Source organism: Serratia sp. (in: enterobacteria) (assembly GCF_052400455.1).
GTDB lineage: Bacteria > Pseudomonadota > Gammaproteobacteria > Enterobacterales > Enterobacteriaceae > Serratia > Serratia ureilytica.
On the sequence record NZ_CP185812.1, the window covers coordinates 4,151,924 to 4,163,253 of the forward strand.

Annotated in this window: 10 protein-coding genes; 6 read left to right on the top strand and 4 right to left on the bottom strand. The window is 59.1% G+C overall.

All coding sequences use genetic code 11. The features are described 5' to 3' along the window. Positions 1 to 94: 94 nt before the first annotated feature. Positions 95 to 298 (bottom strand): DUF4762 family protein, encoded by a 204-nt coding sequence (locus tag ACORQT_RS20065; RefSeq protein ID WP_042785296.1) that lies wholly within the window; start codon positions 296 to 298, stop codon positions 95 to 97. Positions 299 to 723: 425 nt separating this feature from the next. Here ACORQT_RS20065 and ACORQT_RS20070 point away from each other — a divergent pair, with 425 nt between their 5' ends. From ACORQT_RS20070 to lldD, 3 genes are all read left to right on the top strand, one after another. After that, positions 724 to 1,644, top strand: a complete 921-nt coding sequence (locus ACORQT_RS20070) for a LysR family transcriptional regulator (protein WP_033652155.1) — start codon at positions 724 to 726, stop codon at positions 1,642 to 1,644. A 323-nt stretch (positions 1,645 to 1,967) separates the two neighbouring features. Further along, entirely contained in the window at positions 1,968 to 3,551 is a 1,584-nt protein-coding gene (locus ACORQT_RS20075) for an L-lactate permease (RefSeq protein WP_444859273.1), read from the top strand. A gap of 42 nt (positions 3,552 to 3,593) precedes the next feature. Next, entirely contained in the window at positions 3,594 to 4,733 is a 1,140-nt protein-coding gene (lldD, locus tag ACORQT_RS20080) for an FMN-dependent L-lactate dehydrogenase LldD (RefSeq protein ID WP_033632193.1), read from the top strand. A gap of 1 nt (position 4,734) precedes the next feature. On the opposite strand, the gene ACORQT_RS20085 is transcribed toward lldD, so the two are convergent. Continuing rightward, a complete protein-coding gene (locus tag ACORQT_RS20085) occupies positions 4,735 to 5,544 on the bottom strand; it encodes a MoaF C-terminal domain-containing protein (protein ID WP_042785298.1) in 810 nt (269 codons plus the stop codon). Positions 5,545 to 5,580: 36 nt separating this feature from the next. Continuing rightward, positions 5,581 to 6,846 (bottom strand): MFS transporter, encoded by a 1,266-nt coding sequence (locus tag ACORQT_RS20090; protein ID WP_046687745.1) that lies wholly within the window; start codon positions 6,844 to 6,846, stop codon positions 5,581 to 5,583. Between the two features lie 670 nt (positions 6,847 to 7,516). Here ACORQT_RS20090 and ACORQT_RS20095 point away from each other — a divergent pair. Together ACORQT_RS20095 and ACORQT_RS20100 are read left to right on the top strand one after the other, a co-directional pair. Further along, a complete protein-coding gene (locus ACORQT_RS20095; RefSeq protein WP_108681883.1) occupies positions 7,517 to 8,434 on the top strand; it encodes a TIGR03571 family LLM class oxidoreductase in 918 nt (305 codons plus the stop codon). Between the two features lie 158 nt (positions 8,435 to 8,592). Continuing rightward, on the top strand, positions 8,593 to 9,024 hold the full coding sequence (locus ACORQT_RS20100) for a VOC family protein (RefSeq protein WP_164057105.1): 432 nt from the start codon (positions 8,593 to 8,595) through the stop codon (positions 9,022 to 9,024). A gap of 6 nt (positions 9,025 to 9,030) precedes the next feature. On the opposite strand, the gene ACORQT_RS20105 is transcribed toward ACORQT_RS20100, so the two are convergent. Beyond that, positions 9,031 to 10,575, bottom strand: coding sequence for a BCCT family transporter (locus ACORQT_RS20105; RefSeq protein ID WP_042785300.1), 1,545 nt, complete (start codon positions 10,573 to 10,575; stop codon positions 9,031 to 9,033). A 158-nt stretch (positions 10,576 to 10,733) separates the two neighbouring features. Here ACORQT_RS20105 and betI point away from each other — a divergent pair, with 158 nt between their 5' ends. Further along, positions 10,734 to 11,330, top strand: coding sequence for a transcriptional regulator BetI (gene betI, locus ACORQT_RS20110; RefSeq protein ID WP_164057104.1), 597 nt, complete (start codon positions 10,734 to 10,736; stop codon positions 11,328 to 11,330).

Sequence of the window (11,330 nt, forward strand, 5' to 3'; positions counted from 1 at the left end):
AGCGATAAAAAAGGAATTCATCTCCGTTATCAGGCGGTGCGCGCAAGCGCCCCGCCTGTCCATCACTAACCTAACTGCAAGCGTTCAGCTCGCATCAGCTCGGGATTGTCGGCGTGGAAGGGCAGCTCGCCACCGGCGCCGGATGATAGGTTTTTTTCACGCCGCCAAACTTATCGGCACAGGTGGTCACCAGTTGGCAAGTGCGGTTATTGCCACCGCCCACCCAGGCAAATTCCTTGGTACACACAAAAGTACCGCCGACGATGTTTTCCGCTTCAGACAGGTTGATTTTCTTCATTACAATATCCTTATATATATTAAAATATAAACACACTACCCATCACTCTGCCTGCAAGACAGAGTAATTCTTCAATACATTGAAAAACATTTAATTGATAACAATGAGAGCGCTGCGGGAAAAAGAATAGCCCTCTCACACAAGCAGATCAATACAATTATTTACACTGCACCGCAGGCTTAGTGGAATAAGTAACGTTTGATATAAGGATTATTCTAATTTAATTGCTTATAAAAACATGGAAGTTAATTTCACCCCCGGAATAGCCACGATTTATTTGAAGGATAATTCTCAGTTTAAGAGGTAATTAACCAAGAAAATTTCAGATCCGACCAGTTAACCGGTGCTGGAAACAGGCTGAAAAGATTGCTTCCTGCCGCGCCGGACTTACACTGGGCAACAGGACTCTCACTCTTAGGATGCCCATGCTCGCGACTCACGAATACGCCAACGACTTGATTCTGTTTGCCCTGATTGTCGACTGCGGCTCGTTCAGCAAGGCGGCGGAGAGCGCCGGCATTACCAGTTCGGTGGTGAGCAAACGCATCGGGCGGTTGGAAAAATCGCTCGGCGCCCGGCTGATGTACCGCACCACCCGCAGCCTGACGCTGACCGAAAGCGGCCAGGCGCTCTACCAGCAGGCCAAGGAGATCGGCGCCAAAGTGCAGGAAGCGCTGTACGCCGTCAGCGAAAAGAGCGAAGAGCTGACCGGCACCATTCGCATGTCGGTGCCGACCATTTCGGGTGAGCTGCTGCTGAGTGAAAGCGTGGCGGAGTTTTGCGCTCAGCACCCCAGCCTGAAGGTCGAGATGCGGCTGGAAAACCGCTTCGTTGATCTGGTGGAAGAAGGCATCGATCTGGCGATCCGTACCGGCACCATGCCGGACTCCAGCCTGATTGCGCGGCCGATCTTCGATTCCCGCTGGGTGATCGTCTGCTCGCCGGGCTATCTGGAGAACCACCCGGAGCCGCGCAATCCCGACGATCTGCTTAGCCACAACTGCCTGACCTATACCTATCAAGAGAGCGGCACCGCCAACTGGCTGATGAAGCGGCCAGGGCGCAACGAAATCTACGAGCTGCAGGTTGACGGCAACCTGTCGGCCAATAATGCGCGGGCGATCCGCAAAGCGGTGATCGGCGGCCACGGCATCGCCATGGTGCCGCGCTGCATGGTGTACGAAGATTTGCAGGACGGCAAACTGACGGAGATCCTGGCCGGCCACTGCGGCAAGGTATTGGGCATTTACGCCGTCTACCCTTATACCCGCAATCTGCCGTTAAAAACTCGCCTGCTGATCGAACATATCATCGGTTCCTATCAAAATATCAGTCACTACTTTTAAGTTTCCACTCCTGATTATTTCCACGCGTCGTAAAGTACCGCGTGGATTACCGCATTTTTGGACATGAACTCGTGAACATTAACGCCTAATTAATGTGATCCAGCGCATTCATTACACAACATAAAAACCCATCCAATTGATTTTAAATCAATTTAATTCAGCCTCAACAGCCGGCATTTTTCCCGCCGCCGGCGCCATTCGCCGATGTTAAAAAATTATCGCGTGGCATCATCGCCAACGTTGTGATTAGAATGAAAATGTTGCGGTAATTAACCTTTCAGTTACATATCTCTGCCCATAAAAATAATAACCCTGAGGATCTTATGCCCCTGCTTTTCAGTATTGCGCCCATCGTCCTGCTGATATGGATGATGACCAAAAGGAATGGTGTGCCCTCTTATCTGGCCCTGCCGCTGACGGCCGCCGTGGTATATGCCCTGCAGCTCTGGTGGTTCGATGCCTCACTGCGGCTGCTGCATGCCAATATCATCACCGCGCTGGTCTCGACGCTGACGCCGATCACCATCATTGCCGGCGCCATTCTGCTCAACAAACTGATGCAGATAAGCGGTGCGGAAAACGTGGTGCGCCGCTGGTTGGAAACCGTTAGCCCCAACCCGGTGGCCCAACTGATGATTATCGGCTGGGTGTTCGCCTTTATGATCGAGGGCGCCAGCGGCTTCGGCACTCCGGCCGCCATCGCCGCGCCGATTCTGGTCGGGCTGGGCTTCAACCCGCTGCGCGTCGCCCTGCTGACGCTGGTGATGAACTCGGTACCGGTCTCCTTCGGCGCCGTGGGCACCCCCACCTGGTTCGGCTTTGCCAACCTCGGCCTGTCGGACGCCAGCCTGCTGGAGATCGGCCGGCAAACCGCGCTGATCCACGTTGTCGCCGGCTTCGTCATTCCTCTGCTGGCGCTGCGCTTTATCGTTTCCTGGCAGGATATTCGCCGCAACCTGCCGTTTATCTTGCTCAGCGTGCTGAGCTGCACCGTCCCCTATCTGCTGCTGGCCCAGGTGAACTATGAGTTCCCGGCGCTGGTCGGCGGCGCTCTCGGCCTGGCGCTGTCGGTGCTGCTGGCGCGCGGCGGCATTGGCCTCGCCCGCGCGGAAAAACCGCAGAGCGCCGCGCAGGCGGTGCCGTTCATGCAGGTGGTCAAGGCGATGACGCCGACCCTGCTGCTGATTGCTATCCTGATAGTGACGCGCATTCACCAGTTGGGCCTCAAGGCGCTGCTCAACACCACCACGCTGCTGTGGCAGGAAAAACTCGGCTGGCTCGGGGAGCTGCGCATCAGCCAGGCGCTGATCGTCGAACTGCGGCAGGTGCTGGGCACCTCCGCCGCGGCCGGCTACAAAACGCTGTATGTCCCGGCGCTGATCCCGTTTCTGCTGGTGGTGGTGTTGTGCATTCCGCTGTTCCGTCTGAATGGCGGCCAGGTGCGGCAAATGTTCAGCGAAACCGGCGGGCGCATCACGCGCCCCTTTATCGCCCTGTTCGGCGCGCTGGTCATGGTCAATCTGATGATGCTGGGCGGCGACAACGCGCCGGTGATCCTGATCGGGAAAGCGTTGGCGGCGCTGACCGGCGACAGCTGGCTGCTGTTCTCTTCGTTCCTCGGCGCGCTGGGCTCGTTCTTCTCCGGTTCCAACACCGTTTCGAACCTGACGTTCGGCGGCATTCAGCAATCGATCGCCCAGAGCAGCGGCCTCGACGTCAATCTGACGCTGGCCTTGCAGTCCGTCGGCGGCGCCATGGGCAACATGGTATGCCTGAACAACATTATCGCGGTCTGTTCGATCCTGGGGATCGGCAACGCCGAAGGCAAAATCATCAGAAAGACCGCGCTGCCGATGCTGGCGTACGGTGGGATCGCGGCCGCTATGGCGGCGATCCTCTCGCTCTGACTGACAACCCGTTATTTGCAAGAAGACAAGAAGGTAAACACTATGATCATCTCCGCGTCAACCGACTACCGGGCCGCCGCCCAGGCCAAACTGCCGCCGTTTCTGTTTCACTACATCGACGGCGGGGCCTACGCGGAGCATACGCTGAAGCGCAATACCGCAGATCTGGCCGATATTGCCTTGCGCCAGCGCGTGCTGCGCAATATGTCCGAACTCAGCCTGGAGACCACGCTGTTCGGCGAGCAGCTGGCGATGCCGGTGGCGCTGGGGCCGGTGGGGCTGACCGGCATGTACGCCCGCCGCGGCGAAGTGCAGGCCGCGCGCGCCGCGGCCAAAAAAGGCATTCCGTTCACGCTGTCCACCGTGTCGGTCTGCCCCATCGAAGAGGTGGCCCCGGCGATCGATCGGCCGATGTGGTTCCAGCTCTACGTGCTGAAAGACCGCGGCTTTATGCGCAACGCGCTGGAGCGCGCCAAAGCCGCCGGCGTGAAAACGCTGGTATTCACCGTCGACATGCCGGTGCCCGGCGCCCGTTACCGCGACGCCCACTCGGGGATGAGCGGCCCCAACGCCGCCCTGCGCCGCGTGCTGCAGGCGTTTACCCATCCGCAGTGGGCCTGGGATGTCGGCCTGTTCGGCAAGCCGCACGATCTGGGCAACGTCTCGGCCTACCGCGGCAAACCGACCAGCCTGGAAGACTACATCGGCTGGCTGGGCGCCAACTTCGATCCGTCGATTTCCTGGAAAGATCTGGAGTGGATCCGCGAATTCTGGGACGGCCCGATGATCATCAAAGGCATTCTGGATCCGGAAGACGCCAAAGATGCGGTGCGCTTCGGCGCCGACGGCATCATCGTCTCCAACCACGGTGGCCGCCAGCTGGACGGCGTTCTGTCGACCGCGCGCGCCATGCCGGCGATCGCCGACGCGGTGAAAGGCGACATTACCTTACTGGCCGATTCCGGCATCCGCAGCGGCCTGGACGTGGTGCGCATGATCGCGCTGGGCGCCGACAGCGTGCTGCTGGGGCGCGCCTTCGTCTATGCGCTGGCGGCGGCCGGCGAAGCCGGGGTGGCTAACTTGCTGGATCTGATCGACAAGGAAATGCGCGTCGCCATGACGCTCACCGGCGCGAAAACCATTGCGGAGATCAACGCCGGATCGCTGGTCAGAAACGCCTGACTCACAGCGGCTGCACGCCCTCCGGATAAGCGTTGTAGCTCATCTTGCTGATGAAGGCCCCGGCCGGTGACACCAACACCCGGCCGGCGGCGTCCAACCCGAGGAAGGTGCCGGTGCAGCGCCCGGAGATAAAGTCGAAGAAGAACACCGAGCACACCGGGATAATCTTTTCCCGGAAGGTGAACAGGAACATCTCGTCCTCAAACTTGTAGTAAGTGGCGTAATCCATGTCGCCGTGCCCGAACTGCTCGCCGCGCAGGTTTTGCCAGGCATAACGCTCGGTGTTGACGTAGAAGTGCTCGTAGTAATGGTTGGGGCTGTAAACGTTCAGCGTGCGATAACCGATCAGCTCGCGGGTCAGATGCGGCGCGATGCCGCCCGGCGTGACGCCGGCAATCAGCCCAACGTGGAAGCTTTGCTTGAGGCGGGATCCCTTTTCCACCGTTTGTTCGGGCAACAGCGTGCTGCGCACCAGCAGCGCCCGGCCGCTGTCGCGGTTGAGCACCAGCGTCAGGCATTCGTTGCCCGGCGACTGCAGCGGAATATTGAAGAAATAGCGCGCGGCGGAGGTTTGCACCTCTTCGTAAGCGTCCTCACCGCTCTCCCCTCCCCAGGCCCACAACACCCGTTGCCGGTCGGCGCTGAAACGCAGCGTGATGTCCCCGCCGTCTTCAAAGGCGATCTGCAGCGTTTTGCCGCGCCAGTCCTGGGTACCCGGCAACCGGTTGGTATCGATGCCGCGCGCGAAATCGTCGTAATTCTTCCAGTCCGGCTCGGCATTTTGATTCAGTACGGATGATTCTGCTGACATCTTCGCTCTCCTTAATTGAATGGGATAAAACTCGTCTCAAACGTCGGCGACGCCCGCCGGCTTCACCGCTCGGCGGTTCACCACGGCAGGGGCGGTTTCATCGAGAAAACAACTCAGTACCCCGGCGCACACGGCACCGGCGGCCGCCAGCCACATTACGCTGACCAGGCCGTAGCGATCGGCGATCAGCCCGGCGATAAACGGCGCCAGGCAGCCGCCAATCACCTCGCCGATCCCCATCACCAGCCCCAACGCGGTGGCGATGCGCGCCGGCGACACCGTTTCCGACGGGATGGTGGCCATAAACAGCGTGAAACAGCCAAGGCCGGTATAAGACAGGAACACCAGCACGCCCAGCAGCCACGGATTGGCGACGTAGCTCAGGAACAGCGGGCAGCACACCGCCAGCAGCGAAAAGAAAATCAGCGTCGGTTTGCGCCCGAGGCGATCGGAGATCGCCGGTACCGCCACGCCCCAGAAGACCCAGGCGGCGCCGATGGCGCTCATGATGCCGCCCATCGTGCCTTCACCGAAGCCACGGTCGGTCACCAAAAAGTTAGGGGTGAAGGTTATGATGATCATGAACCAGGTGACGAACACGCAGGAGATCAGAATGCACAGCGCCACGTTCTTGATTTTGAACAGCTCGCCGTAAGCGGCCTTGCCCGCCGGCTTACCGGCCGCCGGCGCGGCGCTGAAAGCGGGATCCTTTTTGCCGTTCACATAGCGATAGATCAGCCACGCCAGAATGATGCCCGGCACGGCGGTCAGGTGAAACGCCATGCTCCATCCCCACTTCTGCGCCAGATAGATGATCAGCGGCGGCGCGATGATGCCGCCCAACAGCCCCGGCGCCGCGCCCTGGATCAATCCCATGTTGAAACCGCGGCGCTGCGGCTGCGATCTTTCCACCATCAACGATTGCGCGATCGGCAATACCGGCCCCTCTGCAATCCCCATCAGCGCCCGGAAGATCAATAACATGGCAAACCCGCTGACCAGCCCCGACAGCGCGGAGAACAGCGAAAACACTAAGATGGACAGGATCAGCATCGGTTTACGGATATTAAACCGATCGGCTATCGCCCCCAACCCGGCGCCGGACAGCGCCCAGGTTAGCGCCAACACCGCCGACAGCGTGCCGAGATGCACATTGCTTAACTTGAGGTCGGCGGCAATCATCGGAAACAGAAACGAGATGGTCAGACGATCGACGAACACGCAGCCGAACACGAAAAACAAAATAATCAGCAACCGGTTCTCTTCACTTAATGCTCTGCGTGCCGCTGGCGATGTATTCATAGCGTCATTTGTCCATAAGTTAACTTATGAATGGCGGCCCGCCATGGCATAAGTGTGTTAAGCGCTCGGCCAAGAGAGAAATTGGCCCTCCGTCACGACAACAACTCATTAACATGTTAATGACATAAAATTATCGCAAGCCGGCGGTCTGTCAACCGGCGCTCTTCGAGAGACAAATGAAATTCTGAACGGGTACTATTTCAATATCGCATTATCACCTTCAGGTTATTTATCCTTCTGTTCTTGATACATATAAAATAATGTCCGGTACTTTCTTGCGATTAAAAAAAGCCTGTTTGCGCGTTATTTGCGAATAATCCCATCGATGACGCTTCAGGCTTATTAATTTTTTATCGGCATTGAATGATCCCCGCTCGTGCTTCAGAGCCATTTTTATCTATTGAATCATCTCGTTTTATTTTAAGGCCGCAGAAAAAACTAACTCTTACGAGGGAAAGGCCAACGGCGGGGTTATATAACCCCGTCTGGACAATAACAAAAGCGCAGAGCGTGACGTAAATCACGACAAGCATGCCGCATCCAGCAAAGCAATTATGCTCGCAACAGCAATTATCTATTGCGATTAGGGCTGTTTATCTCAATTAAGCGCCATGCAACACTTCGTGCCATCGTTCGACACCGCGCCGCAAGGCCTGAGACGGAGTGACACATGAGCATCGAAAAATTAACCCGGGAGCCGCTTTCCATCGGCATCGAGTTGCCGCTGGACAACGATTGGTCCACCAGCGGGCAGCTGAAACGCCAGCAGGACGGGCGGCCGTTCGGCGTGCCGGACATGAGCGAACACGCTGCGCGCATCAAGCTGGCCGATGAGCTCGGCTTTCGCGCCGCCTGGGTTCGCGACGTGCCGCTGTATGATCCGGACTTCGGTGACGCCGCGCAGGTGTTTGAGACCTTTACCTACCTCGGCTACCTGTCCAGCCTGACGCGCAATATTCTGCTCGGTACCGCGGCCGTGGTGCTGCCGCTGCGGCAGCCGTGGCTGGTGCGCAAAGCGGCTTCCACGCTGCAAACGCTGAGCGGCGATCGTCTGTTGCTCGGCGTCGCCAGCGGCGATCGCCCCGTGGAGTACCCGCTGTTCGGCGCCGATTACGCCGCGCGCGGTGAAAGCTTCCGCGCCAGCGTCGGCATTCTCAAAGGGGAAGCCGACAGCGCGCTGCAACCGGGACTGCGCCTGCTGCCGGCCACGCCGCCGCCGCCGCTGCTGGTCGCCGGGCTGGCGCAACAAACGCCCGAGTGGGTGGGGAAAAATATGGATGGCTGGCTGTCGTATCCCGGCACGCCTGCGGACCACGTTTCGCGGGTCAAACTCTGGCGCAACGTAGCCGGTGACAAGCCCTACGTCAGCTTTATTCATCTCGACCTCACCGATAACGCCGACGCGCCGATTCAGCGTCATCGCTTCGGCATCAAGAGCGGCCGCAATGGATTGATTCAGGAACTGAGCGCCATGCGTGACACCGGGGTCAATCACATCGGCCTGCATTTCCGCCGCAACCAGCGGCCGCTGGAAGAGACGATGCAGGAGATCGGCCAACTGGTGTTACCGGAATTCCATCGCGCCTGACGCCCGCTTTAGCCCGCTATTCCGACCTGAGCGGGTCTTTGCCCCGTTACCGGGGCTTTTTTATTTCCGCCGCTGCTGGTTCATAACAACTCGGTCTAATCCCTGCCGTCAAACGGCGGCATGATGACAAGGAAACGAGCCACCATGAGGAATGAGCAATGACGGCAAAACTGACAGAAGCAGGCTTTTGGCGCAAAACCGCCGACTCTTCATCGCTGCGCGAGCCGCGCGTGCTGATCCGGGTCTACGTCAACGAAGGCGAGATTGACCGCGCCATCGCGTTTTACGAGCAGCTGCACGGCGTGGAAGCGGATATGCGTTTCGACTTCCCCGAGCATCGGCTGGTGCTGGCGGCGGTGGGGCCATTTCTGATCCTGGAAGGCTCGGAAGAAAACCTGCGTCCTTTTCACAGCACCGTCGGCACGTTGCTGGTCGATGACATTTATCCCTACCACCAGCGGCTACAGGCCGCCGGCGCCGATATCTTCTTTGGCCCGGTAGAAGTGCCCACCGGCGCCTGTTTCAATGCGCGCCTGCCGGACGGCACGATTATCGAATACGTGCATCATCGGCCGCGCGCGGACGAATAAGCCGCCTCAGGGAAGCGCCGGCTTCATGGCGTAGCCGCGCAGATCCTTGCGCAGGCTGAGCATGTACAGCACGATCACCGCCGAGAAAGGCAAGCCGCACAGCACCACGGCAGTCTGCATCGCGCTGAAACTGCCGGCGTACAGCAGCCCGGCGCACACCAGCGTGGTGACCGCCGCCCAGAACACCCGCAGCCAGGCCGGCGCGTCATCGTGGGCGGAACCGCCCTGGCAGGACAGATTCGCTATCATCAGCGTGCCGGAGTCCACCGGCGTCAGGAACAGCACGAAGCTTATCACCACCACAAAACCGGCGGTCAGCTGGGTATAGGGCAGGTATTCGAACAGCTTGAACACCGCCATCGGCGGATCGCTTTGCGCCACCTGCCCCAGAATCGCTTGCCCGCCCTCCAGCACCAGACTGATGGCGGTATTGCCGAAGATCGACAGCCACGCCAGCGTGAACCCCAGCGGGATCAGCAACACGCCGAAGATCAGTTCGCGGATGGTACGGCCTTTGGAAATACGCGCGATAAACAGCCCGACAAACGGCGCCCATGCCACCCACCAGGCCCAATAGAACAGCGTCCAGGCGCCCTGCCACTGGCGCGCCTTGCCGTACAGATACATATCGAAGCTGCGGCTGACGAGCGAGGTCAGATAATCCCCAATGTTCTGCAACATGCCGTTGAGCAGGTTCAGCGTCGGGCCGGCCAGAAACACGAACAGCAACAGCAGGCACAGGAAGCCGACGTTGATGTTCGACAGCATGGCGATGCCCTTTTCGACGCCGGTGACCGCCGCCAGCGTGGCCACCACCATCATCACCACGATCAGCGCCAGCAGCACGCCGGTGCTTTGCGGGATGTCGAACAGGTAGAACAGCCCCGAGTTCACCAACAGCGCGCCGATCCCCAGGTTGGTCACCATCGAGATAACCGTCACCAGAATGCCGAAGCTGTCCACCAGATGGCCGACGCCGCCGTGGATGCGCTCGCCGAAGATCGGGTACAGCGCGGAACGCAGCGCCAGCGGCAAACCGCGACAATAGGCGAAATAGGCGAGCGCGGTGGCGATCAACGCATACAGCGCCCAACCGTGCAGCCCCCAGTGTAAAAAGGTCAGCGCCATCGCCTGCCGCGCCGCCTGTACGCTGCCGCCGTCGCCTTCCGGTGGCGACAGGAAGTGATCCAACGGCTCATAGGCACCGTAATACACCAGCGCAATGCCGATGCCCGACGAGAACAGCATCGCCACCCAGGAGGGATAGCTAAACTGCGGCGGCTCATCATCCTGGCTGAGGCGAATATGGCCAAAGCGCGACAGCGCCAGCCAGAACACGAACACCATACAGGCGACCATCAACAGCATGTAATACCAGCCGAACACGTCGGCCACCCAACTTTGCGCGACATTCAGCCACTGTTTGCTGGCGGCGGGAAACAGCACAATCAGCGCCCCCAGCAGCAAGATCACCGCGGCTGAGCCGAAAAATACCGGGACATTCAATCTGACAGGTTCTTCGTCAAGCGATGGAGGAGTTTTTATTGTCATTGGCAGGCTTCCATGATGCGAAAGACAGACGATTTAAATGCAACTTTTGATTAACATTTTATCGTCATTTATTTGACATTTTCGCAGCATATAGAGTATTGATTGACCGTTCAATCAATCAAATTCAAAGTGTGATTTGCCTATCAGTTGGGGAAAATATGTACCGCAGAGACATTCCTGAGCAGCGCAAGGAGCAGTTGATTAACGCCGCCTTCGAAACCATCAGCGTGGTGGGGTTGGCCGGCGTCACCCTGTCGCAGGTGGCGAAAGAAGCCGGGCTGTCGACCGGCATCGTCAGCCACTATTTTGGCGATAAGGAGGGATTGTTGAGCGCGACCATGCGCAAGATCCTGCGCGATCTGCGCGACGCGGTGGCCGAGTGCCGCGCTCAGGCGGCGAGAGACAGCCAGTCGCAGCTGTGCGCCATCATTCAGGGCAACTTCCACCCCAGTCAAACCAACGCCATTTCCATGCGCGCCTGGCTCGACTTCTGGGCCGCCAGCATGCACCAGCCGGTGCTGCGCCGCCTGCAGCGCGCCAACGATCGGCGGCTCTATTCCAATATATGCAGCCAGTTCCGCCGCGAGCTGCCGCTGCAGCAGGCGCGCGACGCGGCGCGCGGGCTGGCGGCGATGATCGATGGGCTCTGGCTGCGCGGCAGCCTGGCCGGGGATGATACCGATCTGCAGCAGGATTACCGCATCGCCTGCGAGTACGTGATACAACGGCTCAAGGCCGCGCCATCGATGGTGTGA

Coding starts and splice junctions, on each gene's coding strand:
- ACORQT_RS20065 (WP_042785296.1), bottom strand. CDS start 298: ATGAAGAAAATCAACCTGTCTGAAGCGGAAAACATCGTCGGCGGTACT.
- ACORQT_RS20070 (WP_033652155.1), top strand. CDS start 724: ATGCTCGCGACTCACGAATACGCCAACGACTTGATTCTGTTTGCCCTG.
- ACORQT_RS20075 (WP_444859273.1), top strand. CDS start 1,968: ATGCCCCTGCTTTTCAGTATTGCGCCCATCGTCCTGCTGATATGGATG.
- lldD (WP_033632193.1), top strand. CDS start 3,594: ATGATCATCTCCGCGTCAACCGACTACCGGGCCGCCGCCCAGGCCAAA.
- ACORQT_RS20085 (WP_042785298.1), bottom strand. CDS start 5,544: ATGTCAGCAGAATCATCCGTACTGAATCAAAATGCCGAGCCGGACTGG.
- ACORQT_RS20090 (WP_046687745.1), bottom strand. CDS start 6,846: ATGAATACATCGCCAGCGGCACGCAGAGCATTAAGTGAAGAGAACCGG.
- ACORQT_RS20095 (WP_108681883.1), top strand. CDS start 7,517: ATGAGCATCGAAAAATTAACCCGGGAGCCGCTTTCCATCGGCATCGAG.
- ACORQT_RS20100 (WP_164057105.1), top strand. CDS start 8,593: ATGACGGCAAAACTGACAGAAGCAGGCTTTTGGCGCAAAACCGCCGAC.
- ACORQT_RS20105 (WP_042785300.1), bottom strand. CDS start 10,575: ATGACAATAAAAACTCCTCCATCGCTTGACGAAGAACCTGTCAGATTG.
- betI (WP_164057104.1), top strand. CDS start 10,734: ATGTACCGCAGAGACATTCCTGAGCAGCGCAAGGAGCAGTTGATTAAC.